Source organism: Streptomyces misionensis (genome assembly GCF_007896895.1).
GTDB lineage: Bacteria > Actinomycetota > Actinomycetes > Streptomycetales > Streptomycetaceae > Streptomyces > Streptomyces misionensis_A.
The window spans coordinates 47,187-69,897 of sequence record NZ_VOGW01000041.1; the positions used below are offsets into that span (position 1 = coordinate 47,187).

Sequence of the window (22,711 nt, forward strand, 5' to 3'; positions counted from 1 at the left end):
CTTTCACGGTGCGCGGGTGTCCTGCGCCCCAGCCTGCTCGCCCCGCGCGCCCGGTCCGGACCACTCCACTACACGATCGTGCAGTGGAAAGGGGCCCGCGGGGCTTGCGCGCGACCGGTGGCCGGTGCCCCGCCGATTTGGCGCCGGCCCGCACGTTCGTCTTGGATGAACCGGACACTGCGCACGTCGGGAGGTACGCGTGGAGACGGGCGACGCCGTGGTCTGGCGCAACCGCGCCCTGACCCTGTTCGACCGGGTGGCGGTGCCGGTCGCCGTGTGCGACGCGTACGGTCGGGTCGTGCTCGCCAATCCCGCCATGGCCGCCGAGTGCGGTACGACGCCGGGGCGGCTGCGCGGCCGGGACGTACTGGAGCTGTTCCGCCCGCAGCGGGCCACGCAGGTGGAGCGGATCGCCGAGGCGCTGCGGCTGCGCCGCCGCTCGCGCTACCGGGTCTCGGTGCGCTGGCGGGCGCCGGGCGGGGGCGAACGGTACGGGGAGCTGACCGCGGACCCGGTGAGCGACAGCGTGGAGGAGACGCCCGCGCTGCTGGTGATGCTGCGGATCGAGGACGAGCGCCCCGCCGCCCCGCCGGCCTGCTCCCCCGGCGCACGCCCCGCTCGGCGATCCGGGCGCCGAGCGCGGCGTACTCGGCGCCCCGGTAGTCCGCGTGCCGGCGCAGCCGCTCGACGGTGAGCCGGTAGCCGGGGTGCCACTCCAGCGGGAACGGCAGCCGCCGGGCCGCCGCCTCCACGGCTGTGCCCCGGTAGCTCGGGTCCAGCACCAGCGCCTCGACGTCCCGGGTGAGCAGCACGCCCCCGTGCACATGGCACTCGATGTAGTCGTCGAGCGCGTCCCGCTCGTCCGCCTCGGCGAGCGCGATCAGCGGCATCGCGCTCGCCACGCCGAAGTCGGTGGGTTCGGCCGCGCTGTCCGGGTAGCAGAAGGTGGCCCGGTCCACGGCGGGTGCGGCCAGCCGCAGGCACGAGGAGCCGAACCGCGGCGCGGCGCCCGCCGGTTGGCGCCGGAAGTCCAGGGCGCCGTACACCGGCCGCTCCCCCGGCTCGGCGTCGTCGTACGCGCCGCCGAAGATCCTGCTCTCCCAGCGCCACCGGTCGCCGCCCGGGTGTGCGGTGAGCCCGCCGTTGCTCGTGCCGGTGACGAACTGGGAGTGGTAGGCGCCGTCCCGGGCGAGGGCGTCGAGGATCGGGAGCCCGCCGGACAGCCGGTCGGGGTGGAAGTTGAGGGTGATGCGCGGGCCGGGGGCGAGCGCGGGCCCGAACGCGCGGCCGGTCACGTGCCGCAGCGCCCGGTGGGCGCGTGCCGGGAGGCCGTCCGCGAAGCCCGGTAAATCCATTGGCTCACCCTCCCCTGGGGTATCTACGCTGCTCAGGGACCCATCTTGCGGGTTCCGCGCACGTACGACGAAGGAATTTCCATGAGATCGCTCACCGAGCAGGACATCCGCGGCTCTTTCGTGAACTGCTCCAAGGGGGAGGCCAAGCGGCTGGCGATACCCCGGGACCTCGACGAACGGCCGTGGGACGATCTGGACTTCCTCGGCTGGCGGGATCCGGGCGCGCCCGATCGCAGCTATCTGGTGACCGAGCGGGCGGACCGGCTCGTCGGCATCGCCCTGCGCTTCCCGGCGTCCCAGCGCGGCTTCCTGCACCGCAGCATGTGCTCGGTGTGCCTGACCACGCACCCGGGCGGCGGCGTGTCGCTGATGACCGCGCGCAAGGCGGGCACGGCGGGCCGCGAGGGCAACTCGGTCGGCCTGTACATGTGCACGGACCTGGCCTGTTCCCTGTACGTCCGCGGCAAGAAGGTGCCCGAGTCCGGCATGCGGTTCGAGGAGAGCCTGACGCTCGAGGAGCAGATCGCGCGGACGGCCGGAAACCTGGCCGCCTTCGTCGACAAGCTCTACGCCTAGGGTCGTTCGTTCGGATCAGCCCGGCATGATCCGAACGAGAGGCACTGCCAGCACTCGGCCGGATGGCCCAACCGCCTCCGCCCCGCGCCCGCCCTCCTCGGACGGCCACGTTCGACGCACCCGAGGAACGGGAACAGGCGAAGGAATGTACGACGTACGCAAGGGGACCGAGGGACTGCGGCGCCTGGTGATGCGCCGCCGGGAGCCGGTGGTCGTCCAGACGCTGCGGTCGGCCGCGGCGGCGACGGTCGCCTATGTGATCGCGCTCCGGCTGAGTCCCGAGCCGGCCCCGCTGACCTCGCCCCTGACCGCGCTGCTGGTGGTCCAGGTGACCTTCTACGCCACGCTGACCAACGGCATCCGGCGGGTGAACGCGGTGGTGGCCGGTGTGCTGGTCGCCATCGCCTTCAGTGTGCTGGTGGGCCTGACCTGGTGGAGCCTGGCGCTGCTGATCGTGGCCGCGCTGGCGGTCGGTCATCTGGTGCGGGTGGACGAGTATGTCGCCGAGGTGGCGATCAGCGCGATGCTGGTGCTCGGGGTGACCACGGTCGGGTTCACCGCCTGGGCGCGGATCGTGGAGACGCTGATCGGCGCGGTCGTCGGCACCGCCTGCAATCTGCTGCTGCCGCCGCCGGTGTGGGTGGACGCGGCGGGCCGGTCGATCGAGGACCTGGCCCGCCGGGTGCGTCAGTTGATGCTGCGGATGGGTGAGGAGGCCGCCGACCACATCCCCTGGCAGCGGGCGGCCGAGCGGCTGCACGAGGCACGCCGGCTCGACCAGTACATCGCCGAGGTGGACGCCTCGCTGCGGCAGGCCGAGGACAGTCTGCGGCTCAATCCGCGGGTCAAGGAGGGCCTGCTGCACCGGGTGGTGCTGCGCACCGGTCTGGACACGCTGGAGATCTGCACGGTGGTGCTGCGGGTGCTGGCCCGTTCCTTCACGGACCTGGCGAAGGCCCGCGGCTCGGAGTACCTGTTCCCGCCTCGCGTCGGGGCGGTGGTGGCGGAGCTGCTGTCGGAGATCGGCGACGCGGTGGTCAGCTTCGCGGTGCTGGTGACCGCCCATCTGAGTGCGGACGCCGAGTCGGCGGAGGCCCGGCTGACGGCCGAGCTGCACACCGCGGCCGGCACCCGCGACCGGCTGGCCGAACTGCTGCGCGAGGAGATCCGCAAGGACTGGGCGAACTGGCAGCTGCTGGGCGCCGTGCTGACCGAGACGACCCGGATCATCGACGAGCTGAACACCGAGCACCGCACCCGCCGCCTGCTGGAGGAGTTGGACCGGGTCTCCGCCGAGCAGCGTGCCAAGCTGCCCCGGATGACCCGGATGCGCGAGCGGCTCGGCATCCAGGAGAAGCTGTGGAGCGACCGGGCGGGGTTCGGCGACCGCACTCCGTGAGGCCGGTCGGGTGCCGTTCTTGCCCTGCGCCCCCGGCTCGGGCCAAGGTGGCCCTCACGACCGGGTGACCGACGACCTGAGGTGCGGGATGGACACGGAGGCAACGGCGAGCGGCGGCTGGAGCAGACGCCGGTTCATCGGGGTGGGCGCGGGCGCGGCGGCCGTGGTCGCGGTGCCGTCACCGGCCGCCCCTCCCCCGGCGGCCGCGCGGGCCACGGACATGCGGCGGCCGCCCGCCGACCGCTCCGCGGGGCCGCGCCCGCTGTACGTGGGCACCTACACCTCCGCCCCGGGCGGCGGCACCGGCATCGGGCTCGCCTCCTACGACCCGGAGTCCGGGGCGATCACGGGCTCGGGCACGCTCACCGGGGTCCCCGATCCGTCGTATCTCGCCGTGCACCCGGACGGGCGCACGCTGTACGCGGTGGACGAGCGGCAGGACGGCGGGGTGACGGCCGTACGCCTGGCGGACCGGCGGGTCCTCGGCACACGGAGCACCGGGGGCGCCGGGCCCTGCCATCTGTCCGTGCACCCCTCCGGGCGCTGGCTGCTCAGCGCGAACTACGGGTCCGGCAGCGTCGCCGTGCACCCGATCGCCGCTTCGGGCGCCCTGGGCGAGCGCACCGACCTGGTCACGCATGCCACCCCGCCGCCCGGACCGGGCCAGGAGGGACCGCACGCCCACCAGTTCCTCACCGCTGCGGACGGCCGGCACCTGCTCGCGGTGGACCTCGGCACGGACACCGTCTACACGTACCGCCTGGACGCGGCCAGGGGCACGCTCACCGAGACCGGCCAGGCGCACACCCGGCCGGGCGCGGGGCCCCGCCATCTGACCTTCCATCCGGGCGGCCGGCACGCCTATCTGGCCAACGAGGTGGACGACACGATCGCCGTCTGCGCCTACGACCCGTCCTCCGGCCGGCTGACGATCGGCGCGCCGCAGTCCACGGGCTCCTCCGGGGACGTCACCAACTACCCGGCGCAGATTCTGGTCACGGGCGACGGGCGGTACGCCTTCCTGGCCAACCGCGGCCACAACAGTCTGGCCAGGTACGCGGTGGAGGCCGACGGGGCCCGGCTGCGGCTGCTGGGCACGGTGCCGGTGGGCGGGGACTTCCCGCGGCAGATCGCGTTCTCGCCGGACGGTCGGCTGCTGTTCGCGGCGAACCAGCGCTCGGGCACGGTCACCGTCTTCCACGTGGACGCCGATCGCGGTGAACTGCGCCCGGCCGGCGAGCCGTTCGCGTCACCCGTCGCCGTCTGCGCGCTGCCGCTGTAGCGCCCGGGGGCAGCCGGCGGCGCCCGCCTGCGCCAGCAGGGCGTGAACCCGCTCGGTGAGCTGGGCGAGGTCGTCGGCGGGGCGGTGGAAGGGCAGGCGTACGTCGCCGTGGGCGCGGGTGCGTTCGATGCGCAGGGTCAGCCCGTGCCGGTCGACGGCGAGGGGCAGTACGCGGGTGGCGGCGTGCAGGCTCTCGGGCCGCACCAGGCGGGTGAGCCGCTCCACGGCGTCCGGATGGGCGTCGGCGAGATGGGTGAGCAACCGGGCCTCGGCGGCCGCCAGCGGGTCCGGGCGGGCGGCGGCGAATTCGTCCGGTGCGACGAGTACGGCACCGCGGGCGCGTCGCAGCACCACGCGGTCGGGGTGGCAGCGCAGGCCGCCGTCGGGGGCCGGGGCGAGACGGCCGGCCAGCCAGAGGCGGGCGCGGATGCGGTCGCGCACGGGTACGGGCGCCACGTCGGCGAACTCCAGCACCGCGCGGGTGTCCTGCCGTGCCGCCGTGCGGAGGGCGCTGTCCTCGGGCAGCGCCAGCACGACCGCGCCGTCGTCGGCCACGGTGTGGGCGCCGACGTACTCCTCGCGTTCGCCGCCCGCGGTCACCGCGCACGACCAGGCGGCGACGAGCACCGACCGTGCCCGCTGCGCCGCGCCGGGGGCGGCCGTCCAAGCCTGCGTGTCATCCATCCCGAGACCTCCTCATTAGGTAAGCCTTACCTAACTTATCGGAGATCGGGGGGGCGCGCCAACCAGGCCCCGCTCGAAGGAGGGATCCCCGGCGGTCCCGACAGTCCTCGACGCAGACATCGGCATCGGCACGCGCGCCGACACGCCCCACCCGTCACCGCCACCCCCGGCAACCGCAAGCACCGGTCAGCGGTGCGGTCCTCAATCTGGCCCTGCTGCTCCCGCTGGGCGTCTTCGTCCGCTACCACCTGCGGCGCGGCGTCACCGCCGCGATCGTCGCGGGCTTCGGCGCCTTCGAGGTCACGCAGGGCACCGCGCTATGAGGCGCCTACTCGTGCCCGTACCGGCTGTTCGGCGTCGACGACCTGCTGCTCAACACCGCGGGAGCCCTCCTGGGCTGGTACATGGCCGGACCGCTGGCCCGGCTGCTGCCGACGGGGGAGACACCGGACGACGCGACGCCGGCCCGTCGGCCCATCACCCCCGGACGGCGCTTGACGGCGCTGCTGGTCGACCTGATCGGGGTCTCGGCCGTCACCCTCCTCGGGGCTCTGGCCACGGCAGAAGACGTGTACAGCGCGTTCCGTTCCGTACCCCGGGTGACGGTCGCGGTCTTCGCCGTGTGGTTCCTCGTCCTGCCCTGGCTGACCCGGACGACCCCGGGCAAGCGGCTCCTCCTGCTGAAGCTGGCGCCCGTCGAGGGCGACGGGCGGCCCGCGCTGTGGCGGATCGCATTCCGCGCGCTGCTGCTCGGTGTGGTGACCCTCCCGCTGATGGCAACCCTCGTCACCGCGTCGGTGATTCTGCTGAACGGGCCCTCATGGGTGGTGCGCCGGGTCCGGAACGCAACGGCGGCGGACCAGCGCATGATCCAGTGGCAGATGATCGACCACTTCCCGCAGGTGCTGCTGATCGTCTTCGTCGCGGTCCTGCTCGGCGGATACGCGGTGACGACCCGGTGGCGGGAGGCGAGTCTCTGGGCCCACGAGCGGGCGTCCGGGCTGCGCACCGTGGCCCTCACGCGCAGCCGCGCCGCGACCGGTCCACACGTCGCTTCCCAGGTCGCTCCCGACGACGAGCACGTGCATGCCCAGCAGGCTCTTGAACCCTGCCCTTCCCCGGCCGGAAACCGCGACGCGGCCGCTGAGGGCGACCACGTCGCCGACGCGGCCCCCGGACATGAGCGGCACACCGCCGGTGAACCGGCCGAGGTCTGCACGTTCCGAGGTTCCCTCTCGGGGTCCGGGACTCATCCGCCGCAGGCGACGAACAGCGTGGTCGCGGTCAAGATCGGAGTTGCAAGTCATCGCGCCAGCCGCTCGGCGATCCCCACACCCGCAGACTTTCGAACACGCCACATGAGATGACCTGTCAGGCGATGGCGCCCAGCAGCGCCCGCGCGCACAGATCGCGCACCTGCTCCCGGCTCGGCTCGCCCTCGCGCAGCCACTCCAGGCAGACGGCGGTGGTGAAGGCGAGCCAGCCGCGCACGGCCAGCCGCAGCCGCGGGCCGCGCTCGCCGAGGGGCCCGAACTCGGGGTCGGCCGCGAGGGCGGCCAGGATCTGCTTCTCCTGGGCGGCCAGGGCCTGCCGGTAGACCCGGCGCACGGCCTGGTCGCCGGCGGCGTCGGCGCGGTGGAAGGCGCGGAAACCATGGGCGTGGGCCTCGACGTAACCGAGGTAGGCGTCGAGCCCCGCGGCCAGCTGCTCGCGCACCGGCACGCCGGGCTCGGCCGCCGTCATGCGCAGCATCCGCTCGCTCTCGCGCTCCACGACCGCGGCGAAGAAGTCCCGCTTGGTCGGGAAGTAGTGGTACAGCAGCCCCCGGGAGACCCCGGCGAGATCGGCGACCCGCTCGATCCACACGTCGTCGTAGGGGCGCTCCGAGAACAGCCGCGCGCCGACCGACAGCAGCTGCTCACGGCGTTCGCCGGTACTGAGGCGGCGCCGGGCGCGTTCCCCCTGGTTCGCGGGCATGGAGGCACTTTACTTGACGCCGGTTCAACAAGCGGACCACACTGGGAGCCGTTATTGAATCCACGTATAACAAGCGCGGATCAGGGCTCGACGGTCCGCCGGAGCAAGGGAGTTCGGCGTCATGGCGGGTACGGCGCGGGGATCACGTCCGAGCGGGGCCGCACGGAGCGCGGGCCCGGCCGGTCTTGGGCTGCCGAAGGGGTTCCGCGGCGCCGAGCTGGGCTGGCCCGAGCTGGACCGCATCCCGCATCCGCGCCACCGGCTGCCGCTGCTCGGCGATGTGCTGGGCGTCGACCGGCACCGGCCCGTCCAGGACTCGATGCGCCTGGGACGCGAGCTGGGGCCCGTGTTCCGGCGGCGGATCTTCGGCAAGGAGTTCGTCATCGTGTGGGGGGCGGAGCCGACCGCCGACCTCGCCGACGAGTCCCGGTTCGCCAAGCACGTCGGCCTCGGTGTGGCCAACCTCCGGCCGCTCGCCGGGGACGGGCTGTTCACCGCGTACAACCACGAGCCCAACTGGCAGCTGGCCCACGATGTGCTGGTGCCCGGGTTCAGCCGGGAGGCGATGGCGGGCTACCACGGGATGATGCTCACGGTCGCCGGACGGCTGACCGACCACTGGGACCGGGAACTGGCCGCCGGCCGCGCGGTGGACGTGCCCGGGGACATGACCAGGCTGACCCTGGAGACGATCGCCCGGACCGGGTTCGGGCACGACTTCGGCTCCTTCGAGCGGGACCGCCCGCACCCCTTCGTGACGGCCATGGTCGGCACGCTCGGCTACGCGCAGCGGCTCAACAGCGTGCCCGCCCCGCTGGCCCCGCTGATGCTGCGCGGCGCCGCCCGGCGCAACGCGGCCGACATGGCCCTGCTGAACCGCACGGTCGACGCGCTGGTCGCCGAGCGGCGCCGGTCGGGCGGCGGCGAGGGGGACCTGCTGGACCGGATGCTGGCCACGGCGCACCCGGAGACCGGGGAGAAACTGTCTCCGCAGAACGTCCGCAGGCAGGTGATCACGTTCCTGGTGGCGGGCCACGAGACCACGTCCGGCGCGCTCTCCTTCGCCCTGTACTACCTCGCCCGGCATCCGGAGATCGCCGCGAAGGCGCGCGCCGAGGTGGACCGCGTCTGGGGCGGCACCGCGCGGCCCGGCTACGACCAGGTGGCCAAGCTGCGCTATGTGCGCCGGGTGCTGGACGAGTCCCTGCGGCTGTGGCCGACCGCGCCCGGTTACGCCCGCGAGGCCCTGCGGGACACGGTGCTCGCCGGGGGCCACCCGATGCGCCGGGGTGCGTGGGCGCTGGTCCTCACGCCCCTGCTGCACCGCGACCCCGGGGTATGGGGCGAAGACGCCGAGCGCTTCGACCCGGACCGTTTCGAGCCCCGGGCGGTGCGCACCCGCCCGCCGCACACCTTCAAGCCCTTCGGCACGGGCGTACGGGCCTGCATCGGCCGCCAGTTCGCCCTGCACGAGGCCACCCTCGTCCTGGCCCTGCTGCTGCGCCGCTACGAGCTGCGAGCGGAGCCCGGCTACCGGCTGGCCGTGACGGAGCGGCTGACCTTGATGCCGCAGGGTTTCCGCGTGCGGCTGGAGCGCAGGCGGGCGGACGCGGCGGCGCCGTCGGCCCCGGCGCAGGCGGCACCGCCGGCGCAGGACACGGCTCCGGCCGAGGGGTGCCCGCTGCACACGGCCGGCGGGCAGGCCGCCCCCGGCACCCCGGCGTAGCGCGCGGACGCGACGGCCATGGGCGGGGCGGCGGTGACCAGGCGCTCCGCCGCCCGGTGGGAGCCGGTCAGTCCGCCGTTTCCCAGTGCGCCGGGCGGCGCACCGACTCGGGGAGTTTCGTGGCCCCGTTGCCGCGGGCCGCGTTCAGCTGGGGCTGGGTGAGGAAGAAGGCTCCGGTGAGGTCCGCGTCGCCGAGCTCGGCGTCGCGCAGGTCGGCGCCGATCATGTCCGCGCCCCGCAGATCGGCCCCGGTGAGGTCGGCCGCGATGAGGTACGCGCCGCGCAGGCTCGCTCCGCGCAGGTCGGCGCCCCGCAGCCGGGCCCCGATCAGGTCCGCGCCCCGCCGGTCCTTGAGCTTGCGGCCCTTGCGGTCCCCGGCCCGGACCAGCTCGCTGGTGCGCAGCAGGAGCACATTGACCTGCTGTCGGTGCGCGGCGACGTCCAGCCCGGCCAGTTCCTCGGCCGGCCGCCGGGTGAGCCGCTCGGTCTCCCGGAGGGCCCGCCGCAGCTCGGGGTGGACGGGCCGGGCGGCGGCCAGCCCCGACGCCTCGGTCAGGTACCACAGCAGCTCGTGGAGCTGCCGCACGACGGGAAACACGTCGAACATCAGGCGGGCCCGCTCCTCGGGGCCGCCCCGCCAGTCCCGCCCGCCGAAGGTGTGCCCCGAGACCTTCTGCCCCGCGCCGAAGCAGTCGTAGACCGTGCAGCCGGTGAAGCCCTGGTCCCGCAGCCGGGCGTGGATGCCGCAGCGGTGGTCGGTGCCGAGATTCGGGCAGGGCCGCCCCGCGGGCTTGTCGAGCGCGAAGTCCGCGGAGGCCGCGAAGGGCAGGGCGACGCAGCACAGCCCGAAGCAGTTCCCGCAGTCGCCGCGCAGTTCCGCGAGCCCGGCCGTCTCATCTGACATGAGCACAGCCTACCGGGGCCGACCTGCCCGAATGCCCCGCCCCCGACCGGGGTTGCGGCCCCCGCCGCGGAGGAGTTCCCTGGAAGTACCGGCGGTGAAGCGCGCGCATGGGGGCTCCGGCACGTAACCAGGGCCCGGGTCGACGTGTGCTCCCCCGGCCCTGGCTCTTGCTCGCCGCCGCCATCCAGCGTTCTACGCGGAGGTGACCAAGGTGAAAGCCGTCGTCTACGAAAAGCCGTTCAGCGTGACGGTGAGGGACGTCGATGACCCGCGGCTCCAGCACCCCAACGACGTTCTCGTACGCGTCACGTCGACCGCGATCTGCGGCTCCGATCTCCACATGTACGAGGGCCGCACGGCGGCCGAGCCGGGCATCGTCTTCGGACACGAGAACCTCGGTGTGATCGAGGAGATCGGCAGCGGGGTCAGCTCCCTGTCGGTGGGCGACCGGGTCGTGATGCCGTTCAACGTGGCCTGTGGTTTCTGCAAGAACTGCCTCGCCGGCGAGACCGGTTTCTGTCTGACGGTGAACCCCGGCTTCGCGGGCGGCGCCTACGGATACGTGGCCATGGGCCCGTACAAGGGCGGTCAGGCCGAGCATCTGCGGGTGCCCTTCGCCGACTTCAACTGTCTGAAGCTGCCGCCGGGCGAACAGTTCGAGACCGACTTCGTGCTGCTCGCCGACATCTTCCCGACCGGCTACCACGGTTGTGAGCTGGCCCAGGTGTCCCCCGGCGAGAGCGTGGCCGTCTACGGCGCCGGTCCGGTGGGGCTGATGGCCGCCTACTCGGCGCTGCTGCGCGGCGCGTCCAAGGTGTTCGTGGTGGACCGGGTGCCCGAGCGGCTGGCCAAGGCCGAGGAGATCGGGGCCATCCCCATCGACTTCACCAAGGGCGATCCGGCCCAGCAGATCCAGGCCCAGACGAACGGCGAGGGCACGGACAAGGGCGTGGACGCCGTCGGCTACCAGGCCCAGGCGCACGACGACGCCAGCCACGAGGAACCGGCCGTCGTCCTCAACTCGCTGGTGGAGACGGTACGGCCGACCGGCAGGCTCGGTGTGCCGGGGCTGTATGTGCCGTCCGACCCGGGCGGGCCCGACGAGCACGCCAAGCACGGTCAGCTCCTGGTCTCGATCGGCAAGATGTTCGAGAAGGGTCAGAAGGTGGGCACCGGACAGTGCAACGTCAAGCGGTACAACCGCCAGTTGCGCGATCTGATCATCACCGGGCGGGCCAAGCCCAGCTTCGTGGTCTCCCATGAGCTGCCGCTGGAGGACGCGCCGCAGGCGTACGAGAAGTTCGACAAGCGGATCGAGGGCTACACCAAGGTCGTACTGCACCCGGGTCACGCGCTCGCCGCATGAGGCAGCAGGGGTCCGGGCGCCCGCGGCGGGCGCCCGGACCCCCTTGTCACACCTCGTCCCGGACGACCGCCAGCAGCCGGTCCAGCACCCGGGGCGCGCCCGTGCGCAGCCCGTCGTGCTCGTACTCGTTCGTCACCCAGGGCCGCAGGCCCCGGATCGCCCGTGCGGTCTCCAGCGAGTGGCCGGCGTCGACGTACATGTCGTCGTGGTAGACGGCCGCGGCGACCGGGACCTCGTTGCGGGCGAGGCGGTCGCGGTCGTACAGCGGGCTCCAGTCGGTGCGGGCGGCGAGCAGTTCGGCCGTCTCGCGCAGCGGGCGCAGCGCCGGGTCGGTCTCGAACATCCAGGGGTGCACGGTCTCGCCGGTGAACAGCACCGGGGCGTCGCCCGCGAGCGCCTTCGCCGCGTCGAACTGCGGGAACTCGGTGCGTACGCGCTCGGCGGCCCAGGCGGTGGGGCGCGCGTCCTGGCCGTAGATCGACTCGTGGACGAGGGCGTACAGCGGGTGCGCGGCGTACGACAGCAGGGTCTGGACCTGCTCCTGGAAGGCGTCCGACAGCTCGGGGCCGGCCGCGGTGCGGACGAAGGCGTCGGCGAGGAGGTGGTGGAGGCGGTGGCTGCCGTCGCTGGTGCCGAGCATCAGGCCGAGGGACTGGAAGGCCTCGACGGTGAAGCGGTAGCCGTTCGGCAGGACCGCCTCACGGGTGAGCAGGTGGTCGGCGATCCGGCGGGCCCGCTCGACGTCCTGCGGGTAACGGGCGTAGTGGGCGGCGACCTTGCGCTCGATGCGCGGGTAGGCGGCGCGGTAGACGTCCTCGGCGTGGGCGTCCAGGGAGGGCAGCCCGCCGGTGATCACGGCGGTGGCCAGGCCCTCCGGGGCGAGGGAGAGGTACGACACCGTGCAGAAGCCGCCGAAGCTCTGGCCGAGCACGGTCCAGGGGGTGCCGCCGGTGACCTCGGGACGGATGTGCTCGCAGTCGCGGACGATGGAGTCCGCACGGAAGTGGGTGAGGTATTCGGCCTGTTCGGCGGGGCCGCCGCGCAGCGGCAGCGTCTGCCGGGTCGCGGGCGTGGAGCTGCCGGTGCCGCGCTGGTCGAGCAGCAGCACCCGGTACTCCCGCAGCGCCCGGTCGAGCCATGCCTGCCGCCCGACGAAACGATTCGCCCCGAATCCCGGGCCGCCCTGGAGGTACAGCAGCCAGGGCAGCTCCTCCCCCGCCTTCTCGCCGGCGACCACCTCCCGCGCGTACAACTCGATGCTCTCGCCACCCGGATCGGCGTGATCAAGCGGCACGGTGAACCGGCGATCGGTCAGTACGACGCCGGGCTGGCGGTAGCGGGTGCTCAACGGGTCTCCCGGAAGGGGTGGGACGAAGGAGGTCCAGTTCAGCACACGGGGTCCGGGCGGCAGGGAAGGGGCCCGCCCCGCTACCTTAAAGTGATCGGTCGTTTTAAGGAGGGTTCCATGCCGCGGGTCAGCATGCGCGAAGAGATCATCGACGCGGCCGTCGACACCTTTCACGCCCGGGGCTTCCACGGCACCGGCGTGAAGGACATCACCGACGCGGCCGGCGTGCCGAAGGGCTCGCTGTACAACCACTTCGCGAGCAAGGAGGAGATCGCCGTCGAGGCGATCCGGCGCTACGGCGCCGCGCGCCGCCTCTCCGAACTGACGCGCCCGGGCACGCCGGCCCTGGACCGGCTGCGCGCGCACTTCGAGTCCCTGCGGGACGAGGTGGTGCGCCTCGGCATCCGCCGGGGCTGCCTGCTCGGCAATTTCGGCGCCGAGGCGGCCGATCACCATGACGCGATCCGGGCCACCCTGGCGACCGGCCTCGGACGGTGGCGGGCCGCCATCGCCGAGGTCATCGGACAGGCGCAGCAGGAGGGCACGGTGCGGGCGCAGGCGGACGCCGAGACGCTCGCCGGGTTCATCCTGAACGCCTGGGAAGGCACCCTGATCGGCGCGCGCGTCGAGCGACACGACCAGGCCTTCGCGGAGTTCTTCACGGTCGTCTTCGGCGACCTGCTCCGCTGATCCGAGCGCAGAACGCCGCCGACCGAGCGGGCCGTCGGCTCGTCCCCGTATCGCGCCGTCGAGGCGACCGCCGAGGGCGGGTTCACCCTGGTCGAGCGAGAGCTGCGGCAGCCGGGAGCGGGAGAGGTCCGGATCGCCGTCGAGGCGTGCGGGGTCTGCCTCAGCGACGTGGCGGGGATCGTGAACCTGACCGGCAAGCGGTCGGCGGGCACGCCCGTGGTTCCCGGCCACGAGGTCAGGCCGTATCGACGCCGTCGGCGCGGGGGTGTCCGGCCGGCGCGCGGGTCGGCGGGTCGGGCTCGGCCACCTCGGCGGGCACTGCGGCGCGTGCGAGTTGTGCCGCCGCGGAGATTCCGTCCACTGCGCCGACCAGCCGGTGCTGGGCGACAGCCAGGACCGGCGGTTACGTCGAATACGTCGTCGCGCGTACCACCGGTCTGGTCGCGGTGCCCGAGGACGTGCCGGCCGCCGAACCGGCTCCGCTGATGTGCGCGGGCCTCACGGTGCACCACGCGCTGCGGACGTCGGCCGCGGGCGCAGGCGACCTTACGTGCCGGGCTACGGGCGCGCTGGGCGGGCGCCCTGGGCGGGCGCCCTGGGCGGGCGCCCTGCGGTTCGGCGGCTGGCGGCCCAGCGCCTGGGTCCTGCTCACCGTGGTGACCGTAACTGTCGGCGCGATCGCGCTGACGCACCCCGTCGGCGTGCTGCCCGGCAGGCTCGGCGAGCGGCGCGCGCCCTCCGCGGGCCGAGCGCGGCTCCGCCCACCGGGGGGCCGCGCCCGGCGGGACCCGGACGGCTCGGACGGCACCGCGCCGACGCCGCCCTCCCGGCCGGCCGGCCCCCTGCCGGCAGACGCACATGCGGCTCCGGCCGTCGCCCGTCCCTCGGGGTGCGGTGGCTTGGGGCCGAGCACCGATCGACCACCCTGACCCGGCGGCCCTCGTCAATCCGACGCGCCAGTGATTCACCTGGCCGGGTGACCTCTTCCCGTTCTTTCGGGCATCCGTTTCGGTCATTGGCCATGTCAATCCCCTGTGAGGGTGGGACGCATGGGCGCCCTGTTCCGCCGTCGTCGCTGTCCGCGCCCCCGGGCGACCGTGCCTTCACGGGCATCTGCAGGTGAAACCTGCCGTGCGGGCTTGGCCGGTACGGCAGATATGTCCCTTTGCGGTGGTCGCGGTGTGCGCTGTCCTGCTCGCGCAAGCAGCCGGCGCCGGTGTCCCGCACCCCGGGGCCCTGCCGGCTGCACCACCACGCAGCACCCAGCAAAGGGGGAAGGCTGTGACCACTCCCGTCCCGTCCCGCATCGCCCTGGTGAACGGCGGCTTCGAGCAGCCCGCCGTCAGCGGCATGGGCTTTCTGCCCGACGCCTCCCAGACCCAGAACCCGGGGCACGTCCCCGGCTGGCTGACCACCGCCACCGACCACCTCATCGAGATCTGGCACGACGGCTTCAACGGCGTCCCGGCGGCAGAGGGCGTTCAGTTCGCCGAACTGAACGCCAACCAGGTCTCCACGCTCTACCAGGACCTGCCCACCACCCCGGGCGCCACCCTGTACTGGCGGCTCCACCACCGCGGACGCGCGGGACAGGACACCATGGCCCTGGACATCGGCGCCCCCGGCAAGACGGTGCAGCAGCGCACGTTCACGGACGGCAACACCGCCTGGGGCTTCTACACCGGGACCTACACCGTCCCCGCCGGGCAGACCACCACCCGCTTCGCCTTCCGCTCCATCTCCGCCGCCGGCGGCGACCCGACGGTCGGGAACTTCCTCGACGGGATCTTCTTCGGCACCGCCCCGTCGGTGACCCTCACCAAGTACGCCGTCCCGCAGGGGCCGCTGCAGGTCGGCGACGTGATCACCTACCGTGTCGTCGCCACGAACGGGGGCGGTGGCAACGCCGAGGCGTTGCGCCTGACCGACGCCGTCCCCGCCGGCACGACGTACGTGCCCGGGTCGCTGCGGATCGTCGACGGCCCCAACTCCGGCGCGAAGACCGACCGCAGCGGCGACGACCAGGCGTCCTACGACCCGGTGGGCAACCGGGTCGTGTTCAACCTCGGCAACGGCGCCACCAGCGGCCAGGGCGGCAGCCTGCCCAACACCGACGCCCTGCCGAACGGGACGACGGTGGAGTACCGGGTCACCATCGACGAGGCCAGCGCCGGCGGCCATGTCGTCAACACCGCCACCGCCACCTACGAGAACCGCCTCGGACCCACCCCACAGCCCCTCACCGCGACGTCCAACGAGGCCGACACCCAGGTCCTGCCCGCCGCCGACCTGTCCGTGACCAAGTCCGCCGACGCCACCACCGTCACGGTCGGACAGACCGTCACCTACCGCGTCACCGTCCGCAACGCCGGCCCCAACACCGCCACCGGCGTCACCGTCGCCGACCCCCTGCCCGCCGGGCTCGCCTTCCTCTCCGCCACACCCTCCACCGGCACCTACGCCCCCGCGACCGGCCAGTGGGCCGTCGGTGTCCTGGCCGCCGGTGCCACCGCCACCCTCACCCTCCGGGCCAAGGCCACCACCACCGGACCCGTCACCAACACCGCCACCGCCCACGGCAACGAGACCGACCTCCACCCCGCCGACAACACCGACCACGTCACCGTCTGCGTCGAACCCGCCCCCGACTGCGGTCCCTGCGGCCCCTGCTCCCGGTGACACCGTTCCGGCTCGGGATCGCCGGCTGACCCGCCCCCCCAGGTGCCGGCCGCCGCCGACGGCCGGCACCTCCACGTCACGGCGGGGACGGCGCGCGCACGGACACGAGGCGCCGGAGCGGCTCTTCGGCGGTCACCGCGTCGAAGTCGCTTCCGCGCCACGCCGCGCCTCCTGGTCTCCGGCAGCCGCGGCAGGGCGATTAGGCTGCGATCGGTCCCGTGATCGACCCCGAGGAGCCGCGATGCGTGTCGCCCTGTTCCTGACGTGTGTCAACGACACGCTCTATCCGGACACCGGGCGGGCCGTGGTGCGGCTGCTGACGAGACTGGGGGTCGAGGTCGACTTCCCGATGGGGCAGACGTGCTGCGGGCAGGCGCACTACAACACGGGGTATCGGCACGAGGCGGAACCGCTGGCGCGCCGCTTCGCCGAGGTGTTCGGGGGGTACGACGCGGTCGTGACGCCCTCCGCGTCCTGCGGGGCGATGGTGCGTGAGCTGTATCCCCGGATGGGCGAGCGGGCGCGGGCCGAGGGGCGCGGCGACTCGCTCGCGCGGACCGTGGCGCCGGTGGTGGCGAAGACGTACGAGCTGACGGAGTTCCTGGTGGACGTGGTGGGCGTGACCGATGTGGGCGCCTGGTACCCGCACCGGGTCACCTACCACCCGACCTGCCACGGCCTGCGCGCCCTGGGCCTGGGCGACCGGCCGCGCCGGCTGCTGGAGGCCGTCAGGGGGCTGGAACTGGTGGAGTTGCCGGGCGCGGAGGAGTGCTGCGGGTTCGGCGGGACGTTCGCGGTGAAGAACGCCGCGGTGTCGGCGGCGATGGGCGCGGACAAGGTGCGCAACGCCGGGTCGACCGGCGCCGAGGTGCTGTGCGCGGGCGACAACTCCTGTCTGATGCACATCGGCGGCACCCTGAGCCGTCTCGGGGCGGACATGCGGCCCGTCCACATCGCGGAGATCCTGGCGAGCACGGAGGAGGAACCGGCGCTGTGAGCGGCACGTTCGTCGGCATGCCGGCGTTTCCCGAAGCGGCGCGCGACGCCGTCGGCAACCCGACGCTGCGCGGGAATCTGCGCCACGCCACCCACACCATCCGCGCCAAACGGGACCGTGCGGTCGCCGAGTTGGCCGACTGGGCGCAACTGCGCGAGGCCGGCCGCCGGATCAAGGACCACACGCTGCGCCATCTCGACCGGTACCTGGAGCAGTTGGAGGCCTCGGTGACCGCGGCGGGCGGTACGGTCCACTGGGCCGCCGACGCCGAGGAGGCCAACCGGATCGTGACCCGGCTGGTCAAGGAGACCGGCGAGTCGGAGGTCGTCAAGGTCAAGTCGATGGCCACCCAGGAGATCGGGCTCAACGAGGCCTTGGAGGCCGCGGGCGTCCGCGCCTACGAGACCGATCTCGCCGAGCTGATCGTGCAGTTGGGCCACGACCGGCCCTCGCACATCCTCGTCCCCGCCATCCACCGCAACCGCGGCGAGATCCGCGACATCTTCACCCGCGAGATGGGCTCCTGGGGCCGCCCGGCCCCCGAGGGCCTGACCGACCGGCCGGCCGATCTCGCCGAGGCCGCCCGGGTGCACCTGCGGGAGAAGTTCCTGCGGGCCAAGGTCGGTGTCTCCGGCGCCAATTTCATGGTCGCCGAGACCGGCACCCTGGTCGTGGTGGAGTCCGAGGGCAACGGACGGATGTGCCTGACGCTGCCGGAGACGCTGATCTCGGTGGTCGGCATCGAGAAGATCGTGCCCACCTGGCGCGACCTGGAGGTCTTCCTCCAGACCCTCCCCCGCTCCTCCACCGCCGAGCGGATGAACCCGTACACCAGCACCTGGACCGGCACCACCGACGAGGACGGCCCGCGCGCCTTCCATCTGGTGCTGCTCGACAACGGCCGCACGGACACGCTGGCGGACCAGGTGGGCCGCCAGGCGCTGCGCTGCATCCGCTGCTCGGCCTGCCTCAATGTCTGCCCCGTCTACGAGCGGGCCGGCGGGCACGCCTACGGCTCGGTCTACCCCGGGCCGATCGGCGCCATCCTCACCCCCCAGCTCCGGGGGACCGCGAGCGAGATCGACGCCTCGCTGCCGTACGCGTCCAGTCTGTGCGGGGCCTGCTACGAGGCGTGCCCGGTCGCCATCGACATCCCCGAGGTGCTGGTGCACCTGCGGGAGCGGGTCGTGCAGGGCGGTCCGGCGGTGCGGCGGGGCAACAAGGTGGTGCTGCGCCCGGCGAAGGGGCACGCGGCCGAGCGGGCGGCGATGCGGGCGGCGGGCTGGGCGTTCGCGCACCCGGGCGCCCTGCGCACCGGCCAGCGGCTCGCCTCCCGCAGCCGCCGGCTGCACCCCCGTACCCTGCCGGGCCCCGGCCGGGCGTGGACCGGCAGCCGGGACCTGCCGGCGGTGCCCGCCGAGCCGTTCCGCGACTGGTGGCAGCGTACGCGCGGCGGAAAGGACGCCAAGTGAACAGCAGGGAACGGATTCTGGGCCGGGTGCGGCGCGCGCTCGCCGACGTACCCGCGGACGAGACGCCGTACGAGCGGGCCGTGCCCCGGGACTATCTGCGCGAGCACGGGGAGCGGACCACCGAGGAGACGGTGGAGCTGCTGGCCGAGAACCTGACGGACTACCGGGCGGTCGTGCACCGCACCAACCGCGAGGAACTGCCGGTCCTGATCATGCGGCTGCTGGACGCGCACGGCTCCCGTGAGGTGCTGGTGCCCGAGGGGCTGCCCCCGGAGTGGCTGTCCGCCACGCGCGCGCTGCGGGTCGAGGACCGGGCGACGGACACCCCGGACCGCCTCGACCGGGTCGGCAGCGTGGTGACGGGCTGCGCCGTGGCCGTCGCCGAGACCGGGACCATCGTCCTCGACGGCTCCCCCGACCAGGGCCGGCGCCGTATCTCGCTCATCCCCGACCACCACATCTGTGTCGTGCGGGTGCCGGAGCAGATCGTGGGGTCCGTCCCCCAGGCCCTCGAACGCCTCGACCCCAGCCGCCCGTTGACCTGGATCTCCGGCCCGTCGGCCACCAGCGACATCGAACTGGACCGGGTGGAGGGGGTGCACGGCCCGCGCGCGCTGGAAGTGATCCTGGTGGGATGAACGACGGTACGGCGGGCGCCGTCGCCGCGCGACGCGGGGGCGACGCCGCTAGCGTGAGGACATGATCCGGTTCGAGCACGTGACGAAGCGGTATCCGGACGGTACGACGGCCGTGGACGACCTCTCCTTCGAGGTGGCCGAGGGCGAACTGGTGACGCTGGTCGGCCCCTCGGGCTGTGGCAAGACCACCACGATGATGATGGTGAACCGGCTCATCGAGCCGACCTCCGGGCGGATCCGGGTCGGCGGCGAGGACATCGCCGGTGTCGACCCGGTGCGGCTGCGCCGCCGGATCGGGTACGTCATCCAGCAGGTGGGCCTGTTCCCGCACCGCACCGTGCTGGACAACACCGCGACCGTGCCCGCGCTGCTCGGCTGGAAGCGGGCGAAGGCCCGGGCCCGCGCCGCCGAGCTGCTGGATCTGGTGGGCCTGGACCCGAAGACGTACGGGCCGCGCTATCCGGAGCAGCTGTCCGGCGGGCAGCGGCAGCGGGTCGGGGTGGCGCGGGCGCTGGCGGCGGATCCGCCGGTGCTGCTGATGGACGAGCCGTTCGGCGCGGTCGACCCGGTGGTGCGCGAGCAGTTGCAGGACGAGTTCCTGCGGATGCAGGCGGCGGTGCGCAAGACGGTGCTGCTGGTCACGCACGACATCGAGGAGGCCGTCCGGCTGGGCGACCGCATCGCCGTGTACGGGCAGGGCCGGATCGAGCAGTTCGACACGCCGGCGGCGGTGCTGGGGGCGCCGGCGACCCCGTATGTCGCGGGGTTCGTGGGCGCGGACCGGGGGCTGAAGCGGCTGTCGGTGACCGCGATCGAGCCGGACGACCTTCGCCAGCCGCCCGTGGCCCGGACGGACGAGCCCGCCGGGGCGGCCCGGGAGCGGCTGCGGGAGCAGGGTGCGCGCTGGGCGGTCGTCCTGGACGCGCACGGCGATCTGCACGGCTGGGTCGGTGCCGGGGACCTGGCGGCGGGCGGCACGGTCGGGGAACTGGCCCACCGGATGACCGCCTGGGTGCCGGTGGGGGCGCCGCTGAAGCAGGCGTTCGGAGTGATGCTCCAGCACGACGCCGGGTGGGTCGCGGTGCTGGACGGGGCGCGTTTCCTCGGGGTGCTGACCCCGGCGAAGCTGCACGAGGCGCTGCGCCGCTCGGTGGACGCGGACGCGCGGGGCGTGGCGCGCGGGCAGGTGGCCTTCGACTCGGTGTCGGACGCCTGAGGCGGGTCTACTTCAGCAGGCCCTTGTCCTTGAGGTAGGTGCGGGCCACGTCGGCGGGCAGCCGCCGCCAGCTGTCCACCTGCTTGTCCAGTCCGGCCAGGTCGCGCGTGGTGAGGACGGCGTTGAGCCGGCCGAGTGCCCTGGTCACCCCGGCGCCGCCCGCGCGGGAGCGGTTGACGACCGGGAGCACGTAGTCGGCGTTCTGCAGCCGCCGGTCGTCGGCGAGCAGGACCAGGCCGAACCGGTCGAGGGTGGCGTCCGTGGTGGTGGTCAGCAGCAGCTGGTCGCGGCCGTCCTGCACGGCCCGCTTGGCCTGGGTGGTGCCGACGCCCTTGGGGTCGACACCGGTGACGTCGATGCCGTACACCTTGCGCAGACCCGGGGCACAGTAGGGACGTTGGACGCATTCGTCGCCCGCCGCGATGCGTACGCGCAGCCGGGCGGCGCCGAGGTCGCCGAGGGTCCTGAGGTGGTGCCGACGGGCGTAATCGGCGCGTACCGCGAACGCGTTCTGGGCGAGGGCGCGGCCCGGTGGGAGCACGGTGAGTCCGCGGGGCGTGGCGAGCGCGCGCAGGGCCCTCATGGTGACGGCGAGGTCGGGTGAGCCGACCGGTCGGGCGCGGGGGCCGTGGGTCTTGGCGTTCAGCCAGTCGGCGAAGGTGGCCGCGTACTCGGGTACGACGTCGATCCGGCCGGATTCCAGGGCCGGTTCGTACAGTTCCCGGTTGTTGACGGTGAGGATCGAGGTCCGGTAGCCGGCCCGGTTCAGCAGTTGGGCGTACATCTGGGCGAGCAGGTCGCTCTCGGTGAAGCCGGCCGAGCCGATGGTCAGGTGGTGGCTGTCGCCGGGCGGGGCGGTGACCTGGCCGCGGTTCTCCAGGGAGGGGCCGGTTGCGCAGGCGGTGAGGGTGAGCAGCAGGGCGGCCGGGAGGGCGCGGCGGGCGCCCCTCGCGCGCCGCCGTCCCGTCCGCCCGCTGCCACCGGTCACTCCCCCATGGTGCCGCGGACTCATCGTCCGGGTCGCGTCCACGCCGGTCCCAGCCGTTCGGCGATCTCGAAGAGGCCCTCCACGACCAGCGCGAACACCGCGACGATCAGGGCGCCCGCGACCACCTGGGGGGTGCTGGCGAGGTTGAAGCCCGCCGTGATGATCCGGCCGAGTCCGCCGCCGCCCGCGAGTGCCGCGATGGTGGCGGTGGCGACGAGCTGTACGGCGGCGATCCGGACCCCGTTCAGGAGCATGGGGAGCGAAAGGGGCAGTTCCACGTGAAACATCAGCTGCCGGCCGGTCATCCCCATGCCCCGGGCCGCCTGCACCACTCCCCGGTCGACCTCGCGCATCCCGACGTAGGCGTTGGTGAGCAGCGGCGGCACGGCGAACAGCACCAGTGCCACCACGGTGGGCCCTTCGCCCCAGTTGCCGACCGGGGTGAGCAGCAGCAGGACCAGCACGGCGAAGGTGGGCACGGCCCGGCCGGCGTTGGAGATGTTCACCGCGAGCGCCCCGCCCCTGCCGAGGTGGCCCAGGACCAGGGCGACGGGCAGCGCGATCAGGCAGCTCGACAGGAGGCAGACGGCGGTGAGGGCGAGATGCTGGAACAGCCGGTGCCACACGCCGTCGTCGCCGGACCAGTGCGCGGGGTCGGCGAGCCAGTTCCAGGTGGCGGTGAGGGTGCTCATGGGGACGCTTTCGGCCGGGCGGTGCTCATGGGCGGCCCGCCCTGGTCCACGGGGTGATCAGCCACTGCACGCTAAGCAGGAGCAGGTCGGCGGCGACGGCGATCAGCACGCACAGCACGGACGCGGTGAGCACCTGGGCCTTGAAGTAGGTGTTCATGCCCGAGTAGATGAGGTTCCCGAGTCCCCCGTAGCCGACGATCGCGCCGACCGTGACCAGGGAGACCGCGGAGACGGTGGCGATGCGCAGCCCGGCCATCGCGGCGGGCAGGGCGAGAGGGAGTTCCACGGTGAGCAGCAGGCGCAGCGGGCCGTAGCCGAGGCCGCGCGCCGCCTGCCGGGTCTCCTCCGGGACCGCGCGCAGGCCCGCGAGGAGATTGCGTACCAGCAGGGTGAGCGAGTACAGCACCAGACCGGCGACGACGAGGGTGGCCGAGAGGCCGTACAGCGGCAGCAGCAGGGAGAACATCGCCAGGGACGGGATGGTGTAGAGGACCGTGGTCAGGGCGAGGACCGGGGTCGCAGCCCAGCCCCAGCGGCGGGCGAGTACCGCGAGCGGCACCGCGATCAGCAGACCGATCAGGATCGACAGCGAGGTCAGCTGGAGGTGCTGGACGACCGCGTCCAGCAGGATCCGGCGGCGGCTGCTCAGATAGGCGCCGCAGATCCACTCGTTGCGCGCGAGGCAGTCGTCGGGGGCCGCGGTCACGGGTCCATTGCACCGG

19 protein-coding genes and 3 pseudogenes are annotated in these 22,711 nt (G+C 73.5%); 14 read left to right on the forward strand and 8 right to left on the reverse strand.

Going from position 1 to position 22,711, the window contains the following annotated elements:
* Positions 1-217 precede the first annotated feature (217 nt).
* Positions 218-592, forward strand: a pseudogene (locus FRZ03_RS07300) (PAS domain S-box protein); the annotation flags it as partial.
* A gap of 16 nt (positions 593-608) precedes the next feature.
* Here the strand turns inward: FRZ03_RS07300 and FRZ03_RS07305 are convergent.
* A pseudogene (locus FRZ03_RS07305) lies at positions 609-1,355 on the reverse strand (DUF3626 domain-containing protein); the annotation flags it as partial.
* Positions 1,356-1,436: 81 nt separating this feature from the next.
* Between FRZ03_RS07305 and FRZ03_RS07310 the strand changes: the two are divergent.
* The 3 genes from FRZ03_RS07310 to FRZ03_RS07320 all read left to right on the forward strand — a co-directional run bounded on the left by FRZ03_RS07310 (position 1,437) and on the right by FRZ03_RS07320 (position 4,612).
* Positions 1,437-1,931 (forward strand): FBP domain-containing protein, encoded by a 495-nt coding sequence (locus FRZ03_RS07310; protein ID WP_146464332.1) that lies wholly within the window; start codon positions 1,437-1,439, stop codon positions 1,929-1,931.
* Positions 1,932-2,076: 145 nt separating this feature from the next.
* Positions 2,077-3,330, forward strand: coding sequence for an FUSC family protein (locus FRZ03_RS07315; protein ID WP_186785291.1), 1,254 nt, complete (start codon positions 2,077-2,079; stop codon positions 3,328-3,330).
* 88 nt (positions 3,331-3,418) lie between these two features.
* On the forward strand, positions 3,419-4,612 hold the full coding sequence (locus tag FRZ03_RS07320) for a lactonase family protein (protein WP_146464333.1): 1,194 nt from the start codon (positions 3,419-3,421) through the stop codon (positions 4,610-4,612).
* Here the strand turns inward: FRZ03_RS07320 and FRZ03_RS07325 are convergent.
* Complete coding sequence (locus FRZ03_RS07325; protein WP_146464334.1) at positions 4,580-5,296, reverse strand: DUF2470 domain-containing protein; 717 nt, start codon at positions 5,294-5,296, stop codon at positions 4,580-4,582. The two genes, FRZ03_RS07320 and FRZ03_RS07325, sit on opposite strands and share 33 nt — an antisense overlap.
* Positions 5,297-5,700: 404 nt before the next feature.
* Here FRZ03_RS07325 and FRZ03_RS07330 point away from each other — a divergent pair, with 404 nt between their 5' ends.
* Positions 5,701-6,663, forward strand: coding sequence for an RDD family protein (locus FRZ03_RS07330; protein WP_146464335.1), 963 nt, complete (start codon positions 5,701-5,703; stop codon positions 6,661-6,663).
* Between the two features lie 4 nt (positions 6,664-6,667).
* Here FRZ03_RS07330 and FRZ03_RS07335 read toward each other — a convergent pair whose 3' ends face one another.
* Complete coding sequence (locus FRZ03_RS07335; protein WP_146464336.1) at positions 6,668-7,273, reverse strand: TetR/AcrR family transcriptional regulator; 606 nt, start codon at positions 7,271-7,273, stop codon at positions 6,668-6,670.
* 121 nt (positions 7,274-7,394) lie between these two features.
* On the opposite strand from FRZ03_RS07335, the gene FRZ03_RS07340 reads away from it, so the two are divergent.
* Positions 7,395-8,999, forward strand: a complete 1,605-nt coding sequence (locus FRZ03_RS07340) for a cytochrome P450 (RefSeq protein ID WP_146464337.1) — start codon at positions 7,395-7,397, stop codon at positions 8,997-8,999.
* A 67-nt stretch (positions 9,000-9,066) separates the two neighbouring features.
* Here FRZ03_RS07340 and FRZ03_RS07345 read toward each other — a convergent pair whose 3' ends face one another.
* On the reverse strand, positions 9,067-9,903 hold the full coding sequence (locus tag FRZ03_RS07345) for a pentapeptide repeat-containing protein (protein ID WP_146464338.1): 837 nt from the start codon (positions 9,901-9,903) through the stop codon (positions 9,067-9,069).
* A 211-nt stretch (positions 9,904-10,114) separates the two neighbouring features.
* On the opposite strand from FRZ03_RS07345, the gene FRZ03_RS07350 reads away from it, so the two are divergent.
* A complete protein-coding gene (locus tag FRZ03_RS07350) occupies positions 10,115-11,269 on the forward strand; it encodes a glutathione-independent formaldehyde dehydrogenase (RefSeq protein ID WP_146464397.1) in 1,155 nt (384 codons plus the stop codon).
* 46 nt (positions 11,270-11,315) lie between these two features.
* Here the strand turns inward: FRZ03_RS07350 and FRZ03_RS07355 are convergent, their stop codons facing one another.
* A complete protein-coding gene (locus tag FRZ03_RS07355; RefSeq protein ID WP_146464339.1) occupies positions 11,316-12,617 on the reverse strand; it encodes an alpha/beta fold hydrolase in 1,302 nt (433 codons plus the stop codon).
* 117 nt (positions 12,618-12,734) lie between these two features.
* Here FRZ03_RS07355 and FRZ03_RS07360 point away from each other — a divergent pair, with 117 nt between their 5' ends.
* The 7 genes and pseudogenes from FRZ03_RS07360 (at position 12,735) to FRZ03_RS07395 (ending at position 20,309) form a co-directional block, all read left to right on the forward strand.
* Entirely contained in the window at positions 12,735-13,307 is a 573-nt protein-coding gene (locus FRZ03_RS07360) for a TetR/AcrR family transcriptional regulator (protein WP_146464340.1), read from the forward strand.
* Between the two features lie 102 nt (positions 13,308-13,409).
* Positions 13,410-14,430 (forward strand): annotated as a pseudogene (locus FRZ03_RS41145) (alcohol dehydrogenase catalytic domain-containing protein).
* A 158-nt stretch (positions 14,431-14,588) separates the two neighbouring features.
* The gene (locus FRZ03_RS07375; RefSeq protein WP_261398655.1) at positions 14,589-15,986 is read left to right on the forward strand and encodes a DUF7507 domain-containing protein; all 1,398 of its coding nucleotides are present in this window, start codon (positions 14,589-14,591) and stop codon (positions 15,984-15,986) included.
* Positions 15,987-16,227: 241 nt separating this feature from the next.
* Positions 16,228-16,983 carry a (Fe-S)-binding protein gene (locus tag FRZ03_RS07380; protein WP_146464341.1) on the forward strand — a complete coding sequence of 252 codons (756 nt, stop codon included), beginning with the start codon at positions 16,228-16,230 and terminating at the stop codon, positions 16,981-16,983.
* Positions 16,980-18,455: a LutB/LldF family L-lactate oxidation iron-sulfur protein gene (locus FRZ03_RS07385; protein WP_146464342.1), complete on the forward strand. Its 1,476-nt coding sequence runs from the start codon at positions 16,980-16,982 to the stop codon at positions 18,453-18,455. The genes FRZ03_RS07380 and FRZ03_RS07385 overlap by 4 nt, the downstream gene beginning before the upstream one ends.
* Positions 18,452-19,093: a LutC/YkgG family protein gene (locus FRZ03_RS07390; RefSeq protein WP_146464343.1), complete on the forward strand. Its 642-nt coding sequence runs from the start codon at positions 18,452-18,454 to the stop codon at positions 19,091-19,093. The genes FRZ03_RS07385 and FRZ03_RS07390 overlap by 4 nt, the downstream gene beginning before the upstream one ends.
* Before the next feature lie 61 nt (positions 19,094-19,154).
* Positions 19,155-20,309 (forward strand): betaine/proline/choline family ABC transporter ATP-binding protein, encoded by a 1,155-nt coding sequence (locus FRZ03_RS07395; RefSeq protein WP_146464344.1) that lies wholly within the window; start codon positions 19,155-19,157, stop codon positions 20,307-20,309.
* A gap of 7 nt (positions 20,310-20,316) precedes the next feature.
* On the opposite strand, the gene FRZ03_RS07400 is transcribed toward FRZ03_RS07395, so the two are convergent.
* Genes FRZ03_RS07400 through FRZ03_RS07410 form a run of 3 tightly spaced genes read right to left on the reverse strand, consistent with a single transcriptional unit; the run spans position 20,317 to position 22,695 of the window.
* Complete coding sequence (locus tag FRZ03_RS07400) at positions 20,317-21,321, reverse strand: ABC transporter substrate-binding protein (protein ID WP_146464345.1); 1,005 nt, start codon at positions 21,319-21,321, stop codon at positions 20,317-20,319.
* Positions 21,318-21,989, reverse strand: a complete 672-nt coding sequence (locus tag FRZ03_RS07405) for an ABC transporter permease (RefSeq protein ID WP_146464346.1) — start codon at positions 21,987-21,989, stop codon at positions 21,318-21,320. Before FRZ03_RS07405 ends, FRZ03_RS07400 begins: the two co-directional genes overlap by 4 nt.
* A gap of 25 nt (positions 21,990-22,014) precedes the next feature.
* Positions 22,015-22,695 (reverse strand): ABC transporter permease, encoded by a 681-nt coding sequence (locus FRZ03_RS07410; RefSeq protein ID WP_146464347.1) that lies wholly within the window; start codon positions 22,693-22,695, stop codon positions 22,015-22,017.
* Between the last annotated feature and the right edge of the window lie 16 nt (positions 22,696-22,711).

Excerpts from the sequence above, each read along its gene's own strand:
- FRZ03_RS07310 (WP_146464332.1), top strand. The coding sequence starts at position 1,437 with ATGAGATCGCTCACCGAGCAGGACATCCGCGGCTCTTTCGTGAACTGC.
- FRZ03_RS07315 (WP_186785291.1), top strand. The coding sequence starts at position 2,077 with ATGTACGACGTACGCAAGGGGACCGAGGGACTGCGGCGCCTGGTGATG.
- FRZ03_RS07320 (WP_146464333.1), top strand. The coding sequence starts at position 3,419 with ATGGACACGGAGGCAACGGCGAGCGGCGGCTGGAGCAGACGCCGGTTC.
- FRZ03_RS07325 (WP_146464334.1), bottom strand. The coding sequence starts at position 5,296 with ATGGATGACACGCAGGCTTGGACGGCCGCCCCCGGCGCGGCGCAGCGG.
- FRZ03_RS07330 (WP_146464335.1), top strand. The coding sequence starts at position 5,701 with ATGGCCGGACCGCTGGCCCGGCTGCTGCCGACGGGGGAGACACCGGAC.
- FRZ03_RS07335 (WP_146464336.1), bottom strand. The coding sequence starts at position 7,273 with ATGCCCGCGAACCAGGGGGAACGCGCCCGGCGCCGCCTCAGTACCGGC.
- FRZ03_RS07340 (WP_146464337.1), top strand. The coding sequence starts at position 7,395 with ATGGCGGGTACGGCGCGGGGATCACGTCCGAGCGGGGCCGCACGGAGC.
- FRZ03_RS07345 (WP_146464338.1), bottom strand. The coding sequence starts at position 9,903 with ATGTCAGATGAGACGGCCGGGCTCGCGGAACTGCGCGGCGACTGCGGG.
- FRZ03_RS07360 (WP_146464340.1), top strand. The coding sequence starts at position 12,735 with ATGCCGCGGGTCAGCATGCGCGAAGAGATCATCGACGCGGCCGTCGAC.
- FRZ03_RS07380 (WP_146464341.1), top strand. The coding sequence starts at position 16,228 with ATGCGTGTCGCCCTGTTCCTGACGTGTGTCAACGACACGCTCTATCCG.
- FRZ03_RS07395 (WP_146464344.1), top strand. The coding sequence starts at position 19,155 with ATGATCCGGTTCGAGCACGTGACGAAGCGGTATCCGGACGGTACGACG.
- FRZ03_RS07400 (WP_146464345.1), bottom strand. The coding sequence starts at position 21,321 with ATGAGTCCGCGGCACCATGGGGGAGTGACCGGTGGCAGCGGGCGGACG.
- FRZ03_RS07405 (WP_146464346.1), bottom strand. The coding sequence starts at position 21,989 with ATGAGCACCCTCACCGCCACCTGGAACTGGCTCGCCGACCCCGCGCAC.